20 protein-coding genes are annotated in these 17870 nt (G+C 45.0%); 2 read left to right on the top strand and 18 right to left on the bottom strand.

Translation table 11 applies throughout. The features are described 5' to 3' along the window. Entirely contained in the window at window positions 1-609 is a 609-nt protein-coding gene (gene msrA, locus B4W65_RS07445; protein WP_205741236.1) for a peptide-methionine (S)-S-oxide reductase MsrA, read from the bottom strand. A gap of 127 nt (window positions 610-736) precedes the next feature. Between msrA and B4W65_RS07440 the strand changes: the two genes are divergently transcribed. Then, on the top strand, window positions 737-2017 hold the full coding sequence (locus B4W65_RS07440; RefSeq protein WP_088654517.1) for a replication-associated recombination protein A: 1281 nt from the start codon (window positions 737-739) through the stop codon (window positions 2015-2017). Window positions 2018-2103: 86 nt separating this feature from the next. Further along, entirely contained in the window at window positions 2104-2922 is an 819-nt protein-coding gene (gene kdsA / locus B4W65_RS07435; RefSeq protein ID WP_088654516.1) for a 3-deoxy-8-phosphooctulonate synthase, read from the top strand. 60 nt (window positions 2923-2982) lie between these two features. On the opposite strand, the gene B4W65_RS07430 is transcribed toward kdsA, so the two are convergent. The 17 genes from B4W65_RS07430 to B4W65_RS07345 all read right to left on the bottom strand — a co-directional run bounded on the left by B4W65_RS07430 (window position 2983) and on the right by B4W65_RS07345 (window position 17793). Then, window positions 2983-3558 carry a porin family protein gene (locus B4W65_RS07430; RefSeq protein ID WP_088654515.1) on the bottom strand — a complete coding sequence of 192 codons (576 nt, stop codon included), beginning with the start codon at window positions 3556-3558 and terminating at the stop codon, window positions 2983-2985. 31 nt (window positions 3559-3589) lie between these two features. After that, a complete protein-coding gene (locus B4W65_RS07425; RefSeq protein WP_146697739.1) occupies window positions 3590-4231 on the bottom strand; it encodes a hypothetical protein in 642 nt (213 codons plus the stop codon). Window positions 4232-4264: 33 nt separating this feature from the next. Further along, window positions 4265-5419 (bottom strand): T9SS type A sorting domain-containing protein, encoded by a 1155-nt coding sequence (locus B4W65_RS07420; protein ID WP_088654513.1) that lies wholly within the window; start codon window positions 5417-5419, stop codon window positions 4265-4267. Window positions 5420-5424: 5 nt separating this feature from the next. Further along, entirely contained in the window at window positions 5425-5853 is a 429-nt protein-coding gene (locus B4W65_RS07415) for a hypothetical protein (protein ID WP_146697738.1), read from the bottom strand. A gap of 32 nt (window positions 5854-5885) precedes the next feature. After that, on the bottom strand, window positions 5886-7328 hold the full coding sequence (locus tag B4W65_RS07410; protein WP_088654511.1) for a hypothetical protein: 1443 nt from the start codon (window positions 7326-7328) through the stop codon (window positions 5886-5888). Between the two features lie 112 nt (window positions 7329-7440). Further along, complete coding sequence (locus B4W65_RS07405) at window positions 7441-7773, bottom strand: LytTR family transcriptional regulator DNA-binding domain-containing protein (RefSeq protein ID WP_088654510.1); 333 nt, start codon at window positions 7771-7773, stop codon at window positions 7441-7443. A gap of 96 nt (window positions 7774-7869) precedes the next feature. After that, window positions 7870-8619, bottom strand: coding sequence for a LytR/AlgR family response regulator transcription factor (locus B4W65_RS07400; RefSeq protein WP_088654509.1), 750 nt, complete (start codon window positions 8617-8619; stop codon window positions 7870-7872). Next, entirely contained in the window at window positions 8597-10420 is a 1824-nt protein-coding gene (locus B4W65_RS07395) for a tetratricopeptide repeat-containing sensor histidine kinase (protein ID WP_158522800.1), read from the bottom strand. The genes B4W65_RS07400 and B4W65_RS07395 overlap by 23 nt, the downstream gene beginning before the upstream one ends. A 467-nt stretch (window positions 10421-10887) precedes the next feature. Further along, window positions 10888-11526 carry a hypothetical protein gene (locus B4W65_RS17290; protein WP_158522799.1) on the bottom strand — a complete coding sequence of 213 codons (639 nt, stop codon included), beginning with the start codon at window positions 11524-11526 and terminating at the stop codon, window positions 10888-10890. A 10-nt stretch (window positions 11527-11536) separates the two neighbouring features. After that, window positions 11537-11740: a lipoprotein gene (locus tag B4W65_RS07385; RefSeq protein WP_088654506.1), complete on the bottom strand. Its 204-nt coding sequence runs from the start codon at window positions 11738-11740 to the stop codon at window positions 11537-11539. A gap of 72 nt (window positions 11741-11812) precedes the next feature. After that, window positions 11813-13603 carry a mucoidy inhibitor MuiA family protein gene (locus tag B4W65_RS07380; RefSeq protein ID WP_088654505.1) on the bottom strand — a complete coding sequence of 597 codons (1791 nt, stop codon included), beginning with the start codon at window positions 13601-13603 and terminating at the stop codon, window positions 11813-11815. Window positions 13604-13635: 32 nt separating this feature from the next. Further along, a complete protein-coding gene (locus tag B4W65_RS07375) occupies window positions 13636-13989 on the bottom strand; it encodes a glycoside hydrolase family 11 protein (RefSeq protein ID WP_205741235.1) in 354 nt (117 codons plus the stop codon). Continuing rightward, complete coding sequence (locus B4W65_RS07370) at window positions 13977-14225, bottom strand: hypothetical protein (RefSeq protein WP_088654503.1); 249 nt, start codon at window positions 14223-14225, stop codon at window positions 13977-13979. Before B4W65_RS07370 ends, B4W65_RS07375 begins: the two co-directional genes overlap by 13 nt. A gap of 79 nt (window positions 14226-14304) precedes the next feature. Next, on the bottom strand, window positions 14305-15489 hold the full coding sequence (locus tag B4W65_RS07365; RefSeq protein WP_088654502.1) for a DUF418 domain-containing protein: 1185 nt from the start codon (window positions 15487-15489) through the stop codon (window positions 14305-14307). Window positions 15490-15564: 75 nt separating this feature from the next. Further along, entirely contained in the window at window positions 15565-16416 is an 852-nt protein-coding gene (locus B4W65_RS07360; RefSeq protein ID WP_088654501.1) for a toxin-antitoxin system YwqK family antitoxin, read from the bottom strand. A 346-nt stretch (window positions 16417-16762) separates the two neighbouring features. Next, window positions 16763-17104, bottom strand: a complete 342-nt coding sequence (locus B4W65_RS07350; protein ID WP_088654500.1) for a hypothetical protein — start codon at window positions 17102-17104, stop codon at window positions 16763-16765. 164 nt (window positions 17105-17268) lie between these two features. After that, window positions 17269-17793: a hypothetical protein gene (locus B4W65_RS07345; RefSeq protein ID WP_088654499.1), complete on the bottom strand. Its 525-nt coding sequence runs from the start codon at window positions 17791-17793 to the stop codon at window positions 17269-17271. Window positions 17794-17870 lie beyond the last annotated feature (77 nt).

Raw genomic sequence — 17870 nt, 5'->3', positions numbered from 1 at the left:
TTATTTCACGAGCCACTCGGCGAAGCGGGCCTTAAACTTTTGCACCTTAGGCGCCACCACCACCTGACAGTAGGCTTTCTCCGAATTGTTGATGAAATAGTTTTGGTGGTAGTCCTCCGCCTTATAAAAAGGTGCTTCCTCTTCGAGCAGGGTAACCAAAGGCTTATCGTACACTTCTTCGGCCTCCAGTTGCGCCATCACCTTTCGGGCTGTTGCTGCCTGCTCCGCGCTGGTATAAAAAATAACCGAACGATACTGCGTACCCACATCGGCGCCCTGGCGGTTGAGACTGGTGGGGTCGTGGATAACAAAAAACACCGACAGCAAGACCTCGTAAGGCAGCACTTCCGGGTCAAAGGTAATGCGGACCACCTCGGCGTGACCGGTGCGACCGCTGACCACCTCGCGGTAGGCTGGATTTTTAACATAGCCTCCGCTGAAACCCGATTCCACCGAAAGCACTCCCTTCATTTGTTGATACACCGCTTCCAGACACCAGAAGCAGCCTCCGCCCAGCAGGGCGGTTTCTTTATTGTTATTGGCCATTAAAGCAGCATTAAATGATAGTAAATACAGCAGTAAGCCCAACACCCATTTCCCACTTTTCATACCTCTTGTTTTTAAGTTCTGTTTTAAGTTACAGCACCTACTGCAGTAGTTAAACAAAGCGCTGCTCCGGAAGTTTATCCTTCGCACAAAAAAAGCTACCTTTGTCGTACAGCAAGCAAGCAGCATTATGAGCACATTTCCCCCTTTGGCCGAACGCATGCGCCCCAAATCGCTCGACGATTACATCGGTCAGCAACATCTGGTTGGCCCCGATGCCGTTTTGCGTAAAATGCTCGAATCGGGACGCATATCCTCGCTCATCCTGTGGGGACCACCCGGTGTGGGCAAAACCACGCTGGCCAAAATCATTGCCCAGCAGCTCGAGCGCCCCTTCTTTGTACTGTCGGCCATCAGCTCCGGCGTAAAAGACGTCCGCGAAGCCATCGAAAAAGCCCGCAACTCGCGCTTTTTCAACAGCGCCGCCCCCATCCTCTTCATCGACGAGATTCACCGTTTCAGCAAGTCGCAGCAAGACAGCCTCCTGGGGGCTGTAGAAGAGGGCGTGGTCACCCTCATTGGTGCCACCACCGAAAATCCCTCCTTCGAGGTGATTTCGCCCCTGCTCTCGCGCTGCCAGGTTTACGTGCTGAAAGCCCTCGAAAGTGAAGACCTGCTGGGACTGTTTCGCCACATCAGCGCGAACGACCTGGTGCTGAAAAAGCGCCAAATTGAATTGAAGGAAGACGAAGCCCTGCTGCGTTATGCGGGCGGCGACGCCCGCAAATTCCTCAACATCATAGAGCTCGTGGTCAATGCCCACGACGAAGGCGAAACGGTGGTCTTCACCAACGAGCTCGTCGGCAAACTGCTTCAGCAAAACCCGGCGCAGTACGACAAAAACGGAGAGATGCACTACGACATCATCTCCGCCTTCATCAAATCCATTCGCGGCAGCGATCCCGATGCCGCTGTTTACTGGCTCGCCCGCATGGTGGAGGGTGGCGAAGACCCCAAATTCATTGCCCGTCGCCTGCTCATCTCCGCCGCCGAAGATGTGGGTCTGGCCAACCCCAATGCCCTGCTGCTGGCCACCAACGCCTTCCAGGCCATTCAGATGGTCGGCTGGCCCGAATCGCGCATCATTCTGAGCGAGGTCACCATTTATCTGGCCACCAGCGCCAAAAGCAACTCAGCCTATAAGGCCATCAACGAGGCCCAGGCCCTGGTACGGCAAAGCGGCAATCTGCCGGTGCCCCTGCACCTGCGCAACGCCCCGACCAAGCTCATGAAGGAGCTCTCTTACGGCGCCACTTACAAGTATTCGCACGATTATCCCCACAACTTTGCCGAGCAGGAATTTCTGCCCGAAAAACTCAGCAAGACCCGACTCTGGACACCGCAAGGCAACGCACAGGAAGCCAAACTGCGCGAACGCATGGAGTTTTTGTGGAAACGCAAATACCAGTAAGACCCGTACCAATAGAGCGGCCCCAAAAGCAGTTACTGAACCATTCAAGACCTACACAAAGTAATAACCATTAAGAGCAGACACCAATGATTGAACAACTCCCGAGAATAAAGCACAGCAACAGCGGTCAGTTTTTCCTCCTGGCCGGTCCCTGTGCCATCGAAGGCGAAGAAATGGCCCTGCGCATAGCCGAAGAAATCAAGCGCGTAACAGACAAGCTGCAAATCCCCTTTGTATTTAAAGGCTCGTACCGCAAGGCCAATCGCTCGCGCATCGATTCCTTTGCAGGCATTGGCGACGAAAAAGCGCTGAAAATTCTTCGGAAAGTCAGCGAAACCTTCGACGTACCCACCATCACCGACATCCATGCCGCCTCCGAAGCCGCCATGGCCGCCGAGTATGTAGATGTGCTGCAGATTCCCGCCTTTTTGTGTCGGCAGACCGACCTGCTGGTGGCTGCCGCCGAAACCGGCAAGCTCATCAACATAAAGAAAGGCCAGTTTCTGGCCCCCGAGGCCATGCGTTTTGCAGTAGATAAAGTGCGCGATGCCGGCAATCCCCAGGTGATGGTGACCGACCGCGGCACCATGTTTGGCTACCAGGATATGATCATCGACTACCGGGGCATTCCCGCCATGCAAGCCTTTCAGGTACCGGTGGTGCTCGACATTACCCACTCCTTGCAACAACCCAACCAAAGCAGTGGCGTAACCGGGGGCAAGCCCCAGCTGATTGAAACCGTAGCCCGTGCCGGTGCAGCTGTAGGTGTGGATGGCTTCTTCCTCGAAACCCACCACGACCCGGCCAATGCCAAAAGCGACGGCGCCAATATGCTGCGGCTCGACCTGCTCGAAGGCCTGCTGACCAAGCTCAGCGCCATCCGCAGTACCATCAATGGGTTTTAAGAAAAATGTCCCGGAAGGAAAATGCTTTCCTCCCGGGACAAACCCCACCCTAAAAATGATTTAGAAGTGATACAAAACGCCTACACCCAAATTCATGTAATCGAGCTCCCCAACAGTGTATTTCAACTCAGCAAGACCCGAAAAATTATCACTGAACTTGATACGAGCGCCAGCACCAAGGTTCAAGCCTATATAGGTTTCATTCACATCTAAATCGGCATACAGGCCCGGAAGCACATCGCTGTACAAATCACCCCAACCCTCATAATCTGAATACTCTGAATACTCCTCCTCTGGCTGATAAGCATTGCCGCCCATTTCCCACTTAAAGAAGGTCACATTTAATCCGCCAACAGCATAAAAAGCATTGGAACCATTGTTGCTGAATACATAATGACCATTCAAGTCAAGAGACGACAACTTGGTATAATCCTTTTCGAGAAAGAGGGTAAAACCGGGAGCCGCTTCCCATTGGTCGGTAAGGACATACAAGCCCAACAAAGAAATACCCACGTTATCAATCTCAGTACCATAATTCAGTCCGCCACCTAAGGCCAATTTCGATTCCTGAGCATCAACACCCAACGAAGTCATTAAGGCAGTCAGCACCACCAATACTGTAACAAACTTTTTCATAACGCTATAATTTAAAGATTAGTGTAAAGACTTATTCAAAAAACCCAAATTCATCGGGCATTTCTCGGTATTCGATGCCCGATACCGGCTCAAATTTTGATTTTGGAACAGAAATGTTCTCCCTTAATTCCTTTGCAGTAACATCGGCCTTTATGCCCATAATATCCACCGATGACTTTAAAGGGATATTGTTATAAATGTAGGTTTTAGCACCCATGACCTCCAGCACCTGGCATTTTCGGCCCAAAAAGGTTTCGGGCGGTAATTCCCTGCCCCCAAGGGCATCAAATAACTCACGCCCCAACTCCTCCTTGTCTTCTTCGTCCATTTCACTCAGCTCCAACTGAATATCTTCTACCGACTCAATGCCAGTCATTCCTGTTTGCTCCAACATATTGGCCGTCCAGAATCTGTCGTCTTTGGTTACGGTAATGGTATGGGTCTCCTCCTCCGAGGTAAAGCCGAAAACCTTCATTTTGGTTAAAGATTTCTCCTCCTCCCTCGTCCATCTTCCATAATTGTCCCACCAAATGGTGCGGGTTCCCGTAATACTTCCACTGAGCTCGTATTCAACATAGCCTGATTTTACCAAATAGATGTCGGCCTCCTTTTCCTGTGCCTTTACCCCCATTGTAAGGAGCAAGATGGCGCACATTAATACCAATGATTTCATAACAGCTAAAATTATTATTGTTATTATGCTTTACTATTGCTTCAGCAGCTTCTGCTTTATGACACTACCATCAGAAAAAGTAGCCTCAAGCACATAAATACCGCTACCCAGGTTCGACGTATTCAAGTGTTTTTGACCCAACAATTCCATGCTTACAACCGTTTGCCCCAAAGCATTAATTACCAATACTTTAACAACGTTATCCTGGAAATTCAACACCTCCTTAAAGGGGTTTGGAAATGCATACACACCGTACAATTTTGAACCAGAACCCACCTCAGGAGCTGCCAGCGAAGTGGTCAAAGGAGCAAAATATGGATAGCCATCATTCTCAGTGGGATCAATCTGCCACACAGCAGTAAAGTCCCAACCCAAGTAAGTCGCCTGGTCATGCATTTCGGCACTTGTCTTTGGCATAGCGCCCACGTTATCGTTCTGACCCGAAGCAGCAGCATCGTAAAAGTTGCGACTAAAGAGTCCACCAGAATTCTCTGCCAAACCCACAAAGCCTCCAGTGTGCCAAACATCAGATACCAATCCGGTGGAGTAGGAAAAAGCAATGTTGGAGTTGTTGTTATAGGCCACAAAGCCACCCGCAATTCCCTCTTGATAATCAACCACTTCAACATCACAACGACTGAAACAATTCTCGATGCGGGACGCCTTCAAATTTCTTCCAACAAAGCCACCTGCCTCTCCTCTTTGGCCCCAACACTCCACCGAGCCAAGCGTTGCACAGTTTTCCACCACGGAATTGTTTAAGGAACCACACAACATACCGGCAAGCATGCTGCCTCTAACACTTCCCTGTACGGTCAAATTTTTGATTAACGCATCATCGGTCTTTCCAAAAAAGCCTACACAATCAACATCCCTGTCGATAAAAACAAACGTTACTTTGTGGCCCTTGCCATCATAACTACCCGTAAAGGGAGTATTGGTGTTTCCAATGGGAATCATTCCCTTTTGTCGATCCCAGGTCACCACATCGCGTGGAAAAGTTATGTCTGCGGTTTGAATAAAATTGCTGCCCCATTTATCGGGGTTCTGACTCAACCAAAGCAGGTGCTCCCATTTTTCAATGCTGTAAGGAATGCGACCAAGGCCACCGGAAGGAACTTCTGCAGTCTGTGCCGATACTGTAAAGACGAAGACCACCGTAAACATCAGTGTAAAAAGAGTTTTCATATCAGCTAGTTTTTTGTGATGTTAAGTACAAACGATGTTTTTTGTACCAAATCATTATTTATCACAATTAAAATATCCTGCTCCTTAAACGAAAAGGTTATTTCTTCTGCCTCCAAGTCCGGATTGGTACTGTTGGTATAGTCGCTCCCCATATTTGAGCCGGAGCCCCTAACCAGAAACATGTCCAAATCGGTAGTAAAAGATTCCAGAGAAAGCGTATAGGAAGCCCCCAGCTCGTACTCAAACTCATAAATGGTGGAGTTAGCTGAAACCTCATGTTTGGTAGCTCCAAGCCCAATTTTATAGGGATTAATCCAGGTTCCCTCGCCCCCTTTTACGGAGCTCACCTTATCTGCATCGTCGTCTTTACTGCAGGACGAAAAAACAAACATAAACATCAACAATCCCATTGATAACAATCTTAAACTTTTCATAGTCTTATGTTTTAAATTGTGGTTAAAGAATTCTATTTATCGGCAGCAAGCACTTCTATTTGCAGACTGATCTTCCCGTAAGCTGTTGACACATCGTTTCCCGGACGCATCAAATAAACCTCAATCACATGGTGCCCGGCCGTTAAGGCTTCACCGGGGACTTCGCTGTAATATGGAGAGTAAAGATCTGTTCCGGCATACATTTCTTTCATTTCACCTTGTTGGGCCACCATCAGCCAGGCTCCGGTTTTTGACGCGGCCTCCTCATTAAAAGCCACAGCAAAAGGCAAGGTTGTTCCTTCAGTTAGCGTAAGGTTCGTTTCCAATGGATCCATCCATACTAAACCCCAGTCCACAGTCGATTCATCAAACGTTTCTTCCGGAATGGTTACAGCCAAATCATTGGAATAATAAATCGCCATCGGCTTGCCAACTTCATCTACTTCGACTCTGAAGCCTACAGGCTCACCAAAACTCAACTCACGCACAAAAAACCAGGAATTATACTGTTGAAAAACCCTTCGTTGCCGACGATCATAATCCACCAATTCGTCAAGAACAGCATCAAACAGTCGGGCTTTTTCAATATCGGAAAAGCAGAAGTCGTCCTTTATGGTCGACCTAAAGGCATCTGAGCTCAAGAGCTCGGTCATGGCATCAAAAAACAGCAATTGATCGCCTGCCGCCAATACCGGATATTCAAAAATACTGGTACTCTCATATTCGCCATATCCTTCCTCAAACACAGTCTCTGAAAAGGCATACTTTACACGGAATATTTTGGCATCTGAGAGGGGCAGCAATTGGTCTTCGGCCAGAGGCTCCACTTCTTGCGAAAAGGTGAGCTTTTCCTCAAAATAATCTTGCATGGACCTATGCAGATCAGCCGGAATATCGGTTTCCTCCACATATTTGCTTAAATCACTCCATTCAGCACCATCGGCAACATCGGGGAGGCTCACCTCCATTTCAGAACTATAGTCAATGTCCAAAACCTTCCCCTTTGCATCTACGGTGACTTTCCAGACTTCTATATCGTCAAAAAACACCTTCCGAATAAAATACCAGTCGCTGCCGACTTTAAAGTTATACCCTTCGGTAACCCGGCCGTCGATAAACGAAAGCAGATCCTGAAACAATAAAGCAGCCTTATCGTCCTTAAGCACAAACTTTTTACTCAGCGCAGATTGAAAATCCGCCGAAACCAGCATTTGATAATAGGTGTCGAAGGCCAGCAGCTGGTCGCCGGTTTTTAAGAATTGGTAAGTTCTGTCGATGGTCACATTTTCACTTAACGGACTGCGCCAGCTTATACCATATTCCAATACCTGAGCATCGGTTATCTGCGCAACAATTGCGTTTAAAGCAGGGTACTTTCCCGAAAAACTTTTCTCAAGATCAAAAAGAGTTTCATCATTCTGTGCCCGTGATCCGACACATAAAAGAAGCAATAATAAAAGCAGGTAAGTTTTCATAAGGTTTTGATTTTCGTTAATATGTTTGTTCATCGAGATCAAAATTAGCGCGGAAAACAATCCAATTAGACGAACACTTGAATGTGAGGGAAACGACTTTGAATTCGCAGGGCTAGAGATTTCTGCCTTCAATGATCTCTTCAACAGTGCGCCTTAAATGAGGGGCAAGCGGAATTCGTTTTCCATTTGAAAGGATAAGTAGTCGCGGCCATTTGGTACGCACCTCAACAATGTGCGCAGTATTCACCAAAAAACCAGGCCATGGCTTTACAAAGCGATGGCCTGTCAGCATCGCCTCGTAATAGGAAAACTCGGCCTCGCCCACCAGAGCCTGGCGATTGTTCAACGCAAAGAGTGTAGAAGACTTGCTTTTATGGAGGTAAACGACATCAGCCAGATAGACAAAATGCACATAATCGGCATTTTTTACGACAAGTTTGTTCATATCCGTTCAATTTTCAGCAAGGTAAAGCCATTAACCAGCTGAAAATTAAATGAACTTGAATCCGTGAGATTCCGGCTTGAATTTGCAGGCTTATACTTATAAGCCCTGAAGAATATTAAGAAAGGAGGGTTTTCTACGGGAAGAAATAGGTATTTCTGCACCATTTTCCATTACTACAAAGCCACCATCGCTTTTGTCAATTTTATTGATTTGATTGATGTTGACAAGGAAAGATTGATGGGGACGGTAAAAGCCGTAATCTTCCAAAATTTCAACATACTCGGTCATTCCCTTAGAGACCAGAATTTCTCTTTTATCGCTAAGAAAAAAGGTGGTATAGCTGTTGTCGCTCTTGCAATGTGAAATCTGATCTATTTTTATCACATAGAGCGCCTCAGAAGTGCGCAGCACCAGTTTGCCACTCTTTTGTGTGCCTTCATAATGATCAAGCAAGTTTTCAACCTGCGATTCAGAAGATGGGCAACAATTGAGCGCTTGCACAGCATTGGCCACTGCGTGCGTAAACTCAAATTCATTGACCGGTTTCATAATGTAATCAAAGGCACTAAACTTAATGGCTTTAATGGCATAATCATTGTATGCAGTAATAAAAATGATCTTAAAATTATACGGACGCAGATGCTGCAAAAGCTGAAAACTGTTGCCATCTTCAAGCTCGATATCCATTAATACAATATCCGGGTTCACTTCGCGTATCAAAGCCACGGCAGAACTTACATTTCCAGCTTCCCCGGCTACTTCGAGCTCGGTAAAATTTTGCGCCAACAAATGTTTATAGGTCTCTCGCGTTCGCGGCTCGTCTTCAATAATTACAATTTTTTTCATGGTTAAGGTTTTGGTTAGTAAGCAGTGGCAAGTGTATGATCACTCTTGAACCAGAACTCGATTCATCAGTTCGGTCCGACAGATCCACGACCTCAAAACTTATGGGACTGCCCAATCTTTTCTCTAAAATAAGTCTACGCTCATTAAAAATAGCCATGGACATAGATTTATGCTCAGTTGTTGACGCAAAACCAGCTTTTGCAAAACCAAGCCCGTTGTCTTCCACCACGACCACCAAATGGTTCTTCTCTTCGTGAAGACGGACAAATACAATTCCCTGATAAGTGATCCCGGTAAAGGCATGCTTAATGCAATTTTCAACAAAGGGCTGAATAACCAGAGGAGGTATGAGGTGTAAATCACAGTCGAGCTGCTCATCCACCTCTATTTGATAAGCCACCTTACCATCCAGTCGCATCACCTCCAACTCCAGATAATTCTCCAGCACCTTTAGTTCTGCACAGAGGGGGATAAAATCTCGTCGCGAATGTTCTAAGATACCACGTGTTAAAGCAGCAAAGTTGCCAAGATACCCGGCAGCCAACTCGGTATCCTTCTGATACATAAAACACTGAATACTGCTGAGCGCATTAAACAGGAAATGGGGATTCATCTGTGATCTCAACAACTTCTGCTGCAAATCAGTTTGTAACAGGAAAGCCTGCTGCTGTTTCATGCGATAAGTATAGAATCCAAATCCCCCAAGGACGCTAAACAGTACCAACAGCCCCATTCCCATCCTAATTCTTTGAGTTTTCACTTCATTTTCAGCCTCCAACAGCTCTATCTGCATTTCCTTCTGAGCCATTTGATATTGGGTTTCAAGATCCTCTACCATTCCCCGCACACGTTCGTCTCTGAAACGACTTTCGTTAACACGCAACGAATCATTCCATCGAAATGCTTCCTGGTACTGCCCCAGCAAATAATTCAACTCATAGCACAGCTCTATAGCCTTCAGTTTCTCTGTTGCATACCCCCCAATATCCTTGCGAGCAAGATTGGCCTCCACCAAATTGAGTGCTTCAGTATAGGAACCCAATTCCTTATGCAATAATGCTTTCCAATTATTGTTGTAAATGTGCTCGTAAGTATGATCTCCCAAATAAGCCTCGGCCTCTTCAGTCAGGGCCAGGGCTTTCTCCAGCTCCCCCAGGTCCTTATACACCGAAGCCATATTGGCAAAGGCTGTGGAAATTCCCTGCTGAAAATCATGCTCCCTACTAACCATCAGCAAAGTATCGAAATATCCCAAAGCAGCAGTTAAATCATTTTGCTCGTGCGCCAGAGACCCCAAACTGTTGTAAATCTTTGCCACATCCACAGCGGAGGCACAGCCCTCTACATCCTTTAATGCATAGGCCTTGAGAAGATACTCGCGCCATTTAACGGTGTTGCCACTTTCCCTGAAAATATTGGCAACATTAATGTAGTGGTAACAAATCATCTCCAAATGGCGATTGGATTCCTTAAGCTCAAGCGCCTTTAAAGCATGGGTAATCGCATTCTCGTAATCACCGCTTAAACTGTAATTACAGGCCAAATTCATTCCAATTTTAGCAATGGTCCCTACCCTGCCGCTCTTATGAGCAAAAGCAAGTGCCTCCAAATAAAAAGAAGTTGATTTTTCACATTCGCCCTGCTCCCAATACAAACTTGCCAGATAATTACCTACATCAGCAGCCCTTACAACATCATCATTTTCTTGCGCCAAGTTCCATGACGCTTCAAATTGTTCCACCGCCAATTCCGTTTCTCCAATATCGTCGAGCGACTCGCCATAGGCAAATAGAGCATCCATCAACAGCGTATCGTTTGACTCTGCCCCCTGAATTTGGGCACTATAATAACAATGAAGCGAATCAAGTTGTGCATCATTCGCCCAGACAGTATCGAGGAATGCACCTCCCCATGAGAGGCACAAAACCAGAATATAAAACCAAGTCAACTTTTTCATTTGCTCAGGACCAGGATAAGGAAATTCAGAATTGAATAACAGACTACATAAGTCGAATAATCAACCACATACCCGGCATTCAACAGATCAAATATAAGGCTAAACCAAAAAATCTCCCTCTGTTTTTGTATGAAATACCTTCCAGTGTTGATGAAATGAGCTATTGGTCACGTAAAAGAGCTCAGCGCCATCCGCAGTACCATCAATGGGTTTTAAGCGGCAGAATAAAAAAGAAGCGCCGCAAGATCAATTTGATCTTGCGGCGCTATTTTATGGTTTTAAGTCTTATAACAGGCCCTTACTGCAGCTGTCTACTCCGGCTGAACGGGCTCTTCCAGCTCCTTGCCCAATTCTTCGATCTGACGACGACGCTCACGCACCGTTTCGCGCATCTGCTCCATGCGCTCTTCGGCTTGCTGAATACGCTCGTTGCGTTCGGCCTCCTCTTCTGCTGAAATCTCGCCCTGCTCCCGCTGTTGCTTCACACGCTCGCGGGCTTCAGCAATACGCTCTTCGTTGCTTTGCACCTTCTGCTCCTGTTCTTCCAGTTTCTGCTTGGCTTCAGCACGACGCTGTTCGGCTCGCTGCCGGGCTTCGGCAGCACGCTGTTGACCAAACTCCCGACCCGTCATTTCCTTATCACGGCCTTTGCCTCCCTTCTCTTCCTTCTCTTCCTTTTCTTTTCCTTTTTCCTGGCCTTTATCCTTACCCTTCACCTTATCTTTTCCCCGCTCATACAGGTCCTCAGCTTCTTCAGCCACCACCTCGGCAGCCTCTTCGGCCTCTTCGGCCACCACCTCAGCAGCTTCTTTCACTTCCTCGGCAGCCTTTTCTGCAGCCTCTTCGGTTTTCTTCATCAAACCCTTGCCTTTTCCCTGGCCCTGACCCTGTGCAAAAGCAAAGGAGGCACCCAGAACAAGAGCCAACATCAATACAGATATCTTTTTCATAATAAATACTTTAAAGACCGTTCAACAAAGAATCAATTTCGCTTTGCGCCTCTTCCAGTTCTACTTCAGCCGACTCCAAAGCCTCCTCCAGCTTTTCGGTCGATTGCTCCAACTTTAAAACTTCCTGCGATTCTTCTTCCGCAGCCTTTTGGCCCCCACCGGCACAAGCCGACAGCATTGCCAGGGTAAATAATCCAAAAAACACTTTCTTCATAGCTGTAGATTTAAGGTTAACTATGCGCTAAAATTAAACGTTTCTAATTGCGGACACAACAATTCAGGCATTTTATTCCACCAATACTTTTTTGTCCTTCGGATAGCGCACCGAATACTTTAGAATGATTTCTTTTGTTTCATTGGCTTTTAAGGGCACCTTCCAGGTCAGTTTACCCGAAGCAGCATCCAAGCTGGCACCTGATAAATCCAGCCCTTCCACTTGAATGTCCTTATTGGTGGAAATGGGCAACTGGTCGTAAACCACCACTTCAACAGGGTAGGTCTTATTGTTTCGCAAAGTCAACTGAAAGGCCAGGGTTTCTTTACGATGGGCACCAATAAACTGATTCTCGCTGTACTCGGTCAGTTTTTCCCGCTTAATGCTTATGTTGTTATCGACCCCAAACGAAAGCGCTAAAGAATCGCTGAAGGCCTCGGTATCAATGACTGTGGTACCAACAAAGGCATTTTCGAGATAAACATTAGCTTCAGCATCCAACAAATCGGCCTTGTACCATTCTCCAATTTTTCCGATCAAGAACACATGCTGTGCCAATTTTGGTACCGACTGATAAGCAAAATCGGCCTTTAAATCAGCCTCCCGATAAGCGATGGTTGTGGCTTTATTTGTTGAAGCAATGGTTTGTAAAGCCTCTACTTTAAACTCGTTGGACGTCTCTCTTTTGGAAGTAACGGTTAAAGGAATGGACGCGTCCCCCTCACCCGTTTTGGTGGTAACAAGCACCACGCCATTGGCCCCACGTGAGCCATATACAGCCGTTGCTGAAGCATCCTTAAGCACCTCAATACTTTGAATTCCGTTGGGATCAAGATCGGAAATATCGTTGCGGGGCACCCCATCGACAATGTAAAGGGGGCTGTTTTTATCGAGACTGCCAAAACCTCTGATCCGAACCTCCGGAGCAGTATCATAAAGCTCCATCTCCTGCACCGCCACACCAGGCATCCTTCCACTCAGCGCCTTACGCAGTACCGGTTCATAAAAACGCAGGTGAAAGGGCAGCAATGCTGGAAGGGTAGCCGACACATCGGTCTGGGCAGTTGACAACACCAAATTCACATCCTTCCAGTCTACCCCCGTATTTTGGCTCACATTGGCCTTATGCGTCACTTTCAAGGGTTTATCCAAACCCAAAAAACGCATATCGTAGGAAGGCGACCACGATGCGTTGGCCACCATATAGCTGAACGACAGTTGAGCCGACCTGGGCACCTGTGACTCGACCGTAACCAAGATGGTGCCCGAAGGCAAATCGGCCTTATTATCCAAAGCCGCTTGCTGACTCCTGAGCTTTTCCATCTCCTTATTATGGGCCACAATTTTTCTATTGCGCGCCAACAAGTCAAGATTCAATTGCTCCAAATTGGCACCATAAATGGTGTTGAGTGATTTAAATGCCTCGGGACTGATGGTCTGTTCCTTGCCAGCCACCGCTTTGTTTGCCTGAAGAAAATCCAATTTTCCCGATATAATCTTTACCCAGGTCTCCTCTTCCTGAATTTTCAAACGAAGAGCATCCATTTTTTGGGTCAGTGCCTCCAATTCCGCACTCCTGCCCAACTCATTTAAAAAATCGTTCTGGTGCTGAACACTTAAAATGGTAAAGGAACCATCCCCCGCCATTCGAATACTCTCCTTTCTGATGTAGGGCGAGAGTCCGGTCAGCTTCACAAGCGTTTGGCCGGTGGTCAAACTTAGCGTCGCCTCCCGTTCAATTTGCGCCCCCTTAGTATATACGGTCACCCTTTTAATTCCCGAGCTGACTTCCTGCTCTTTTTGTGCAACAGAGGTCGCACTGACACAGAGCGCAAGTGCCAATAAAGCAATACTGGTTTTCATAGGTTTAAGTTAAAGTTAAAGTTAATTGATAGCTACTGTACTATTACTTCCAGGTCGGTAAATTCGAAGCGACCGTTGCTCTTGTAGCCTTCCACCACAAAAGCCACCTCGTTCATTTTACCCAACTCCATATCCAGCGATTCCCATTTGTCAAAATGTGCCGAAATATCAATACTTCCGCTGTTGCGAACGTCCCTTCTGATGCTGAAATACTGCTGAAAAGTAGTATTCCCGATAATTGAAGGCTGGTTGACCCGTGTACTTTCGTAAATGTCGTAAATGCTGCCATCAATTTCAAAGCTGTCCTTCAACACGCTGCCTTCGGCCATCGACGGAATCCACCGGCACCAGTCCTCCACCACATAAAACTCAATCAGCGGTTCCACGGTCCACTGAATAAAGCACCCTCGCCAATGGTCATACAGGCATCACCTGCCCCATTCTGGTTCCACAACTCATAAGCATAGCCATCCTGCTCCCCTTTAAACTGCTCATTTTCGGGATCAGAACAAAAGGTAAGCACCTTTGACGCTGCTGCGTCGTTTTCCGAGGCAGACATGCCGCCCCCTGCACAAGCGGTCGCCAAGACCGTCACCAATACAAAAAAAATCCATTTTTTCATTGTTGCTCATTTATTTAACCAGTTCTTTACACAGCGCACAGCAAAGCCGGAAGATTTTGTGTGTTTGTGCCCCCCCCTGCTATCGGGTTTGCTTTATCCAGGTTAACTTATGCCAAAGCTTCTCAAACGGCCCCCGTCCATACTTCTTAATCCAATATTTACAAAATTGAAATTGCAGCCAAAACAACAGCACCCCTACAAGCAAGCTTAAGGAACTGCCCAACTTAAGTCCCAACCCTAAACCGTATTGATAAAAGATAAAACCACCCACGATCGATTGCGTGATGTAAGCAGTCATGCTCATGCGTCCACAATACCTTAGACCACCCGCCATCTTTCTAAAAAAGCCCCACTGATACAGAAGTACAAAAGAAGCCAACAACACAAGCGTAAAGGCGAAATTTCCATACATATGCACCGCATGATAAACAGAAGCCTTCAATATCTCTGCATCAAAGAGCTTATCGAAACTCAACTTCAGCAAGTACAAAGGAATAAAAACCAATGCTGCAATAATTAAGGTCCTGCTCCAGATGCGGGCATTCTCCTTCGAATCGGAAAACAATTGTTTCTGATGTATCCAATAGCCCAACACAAACAAACCTGCAGTTTGTAACAAACGCCCCACATTATAAGCCCACATCAGGGAAGCTTTGTGTCCATACAACGTATTTGAAGTAATCAGTTCAAAAAAAGAACTGCTTTGCTGCCCTTGGGTCACCTGGCGCCAAAGGGCACCATCGTTAAAGAAGGCAGGAAAATAATCATTGTTGAACACATAATACACGTACCGGAACCATTCAATGGGCTGCAAAAGAAAAAACACGGCAACCAGCAGCAAGTACTTTGCACTCAAATTCCGCACAAAAAACAATACCACACCAAGAAGGGCATACATCATAAGCACCTCACCTGGAAAAAACAAACCATTAATCACTGCAAAACCGGCCAACAACAGCATCCGCCACAAAAAGCGAGGGCCAAAATCTTTCCCCAGCTTCTTCTGTTTGTTCATCATCAGGCCAAAAGTATAGCCAAAAAGCAGGGCAAAAATGGCATAGCCCTTACCGCCAAACAAAAAGAACAAAGCATCCCAAACAAATGAATCCAAACTGCTTAACCAAGCGGGTTGATCAGCGAGTTCCGGATAATTGAAAAAATTAAAATGCTCTATACTGTGTAAGAGCATTATCCCCATAATGGCAAAACCCCGAAGACTATCAACGACTTCTATGCGACTCTTACCCACAACTTTCTCCTCCATTGATTTTTCCTTCGTATTTGTTAAAATTCACACCAACTTCTATAACTTAATCCGATGTTTTTGGGGGCTGAAACATTACTCAACAACTTCTCCGTTAGTATGATACCTTACACTGCTAACAATTTGGTCGTTTTTATATTTTCCTTCTTCTCTTAATGAGCCATTTGAATAATAGTATTTAAATGGTCCATTTTTAGTTCCCTCATTATAAGTAACCATCTCTCTTGGTGTACCATCCGCATCCTGAATTATCCATTCACCGTCTTTTTTACCGTTCTTATAGAAGCCTTTTAAAATATATATTCCATCTTCAGTTTTCCTGGAGAATTCGCCAATCAATATCCCGTCTTTAAACTGGCTATACTCAATGTAATCAACTCTATTACCAGAAATGTGCTGTATCCAGGTGCCATCATTTTTACCGTTATTATAATAAGTCTCCGAGGTTCTTTTGCCAGTTTCTTTATCGTACCTATAGCAAAATCCATGTTCAATCCCCATTTTAAACTCCTGTTCGGTCTCAATCTTGCCATTTTGATAATACGTTGTGTAAACACCATTGAGTTTCCCGTCGGAAAATTCAGCAGAGGAAGTAATTAATCCTTGAAAATCATACTTTTTCTGAACCCCATCAATGCGGCCTTCATTGTAATTACTCTCTTCATGTAGGATATTATTTTTGAAATGCTTGTAATTACCATGATACATGCCGTCTTTAAAAGTGGCAAGAATATACTCAGACCTACGTCCATCAATAATTCGATTTTCTCCTTGCAGAAGTGTTTTTTCTTCGTTTAATTCCCTAAACAGAATTCTGTTATCACCATAGTTGATGTAGGAAATCTCCTCTATTTGATATTTTTTCTCTTGGGCAATAGCAGTAATGCTTAGCAGTAGCAAAGCAGCAATTAAGTTTCTTGTTTTCATGTTAGTTGGATTAGAGATAAATGTTAATAAATTAGCCCATGCCTAAAATAGCGTATGGTACTAAGTGCCAAATTAAGCAGTTTTCTTGTAAAGATGGGCCAAAATCATTCGATTTATTCCTTGATGTGTTTTTTTCATTATTTCCATTTTGAAATCATCGTTGGAGAGACTTCAAAGCGCTTGGATAGTCCGGCTAATGACTCACGCTCCTGGAGCTCAGCGATTGCAACTTGGGCCTTGAAGGCCCACCCATCCAATCTCTAATAATTTTCTTGATTCATTTATGAAATAACTATAGTCACGAATGAAAAAATGATTTATAGCAAGCCAGTTAAGCCCAAATACACTATTCAACAATATCCTCCATTTCTTCGGATCTTTTCAATAGATCCATCATTTCTCTGAAATCTTCCCTACGATCTTCATTGCTTTTTCTTATCTGACACCTTACACATCCACGAATCGAGATCATTAAGAAAATAACAAAAACGATTGCATAAAATGTCTGATTATTACGGTTAATTTTTCGATTCTTTTTATCGACGTTTGCATGATTCTTACCCCATTGACTTGGATTAGTATTAATTAGATTCTTACAAATGTTGCAAGTAATCTCATCAGTATCATTGCTAGCTTCGATTTCATTTCCACACTCATCACATATATAGATATACGTCTTTGACTGCATAAGGTGTACTTTTTATATTATTGGCAACGCCCGGCTGTATGCGGTCGGCCGGGGCATTTCTGCCAGTTACGAAATTTTCAGGCCAAACGCGGCTTACTGGGGAGAACGAGACCCACTATATGCTATGGAGCCCCGGCTGGCGTATACAGCTTTGTTATGGGCTTTTATTCAGTTATTATTGAATCTATTCCAACATAATCTGAACCATCATAAATTAATTGATAATCATTCCTAATATATATATCGTTCAAATTATCTTTGGCTGAGCCTAAATATAGTGTATCATTTGTCTTATTCAACATGTAATAACTTTCACTTTCCCATCTGCCATTTGTCCAATGTTTTGAAGTACTAGCAGTATAGTATTTTCCAATATCGTTTAAACCATAAATTGTTAAATTATACCACAAACCATCCAAATTCGTAAATCCTTTGATTTGGTAATTGTTTATAAATGATGTACTACCATAATATCCAGTACTCGTAAATATGACAAAACTACTATCAGCTTTGGGAGTGTCAATGTGTCGCCATGTTCCGAATAAATTTTCATCTCTTTGAGAATTAGGGTCTGGAAAAAATTCTTTTGGTTCACAGGAAGCAAAAAACAAAAGAAATAAGTATACAATACTAAATTTTTTCATAATCATATTTATTTGAGTTGGCGATGATTTTTTCATCGCCAACATAATAGTTTATTTTATCCTATGTTTTCTTTTTACATGAGAACTTAAATATACAGTAAGCATTCGGCCTAGTACGTATT

Origin of the sequence: Geofilum rhodophaeum, assembly GCF_002210225.1 — a bacterium.
GTDB classification, from domain to species: domain Bacteria; phylum Bacteroidota; class Bacteroidia; order Bacteroidales; family Marinilabiliaceae; genus Geofilum; species Geofilum rhodophaeum.
Note: the sequence above shows the minus strand (reverse complement) of the source record. Positions and strands in the feature narration are given on the sequence as shown.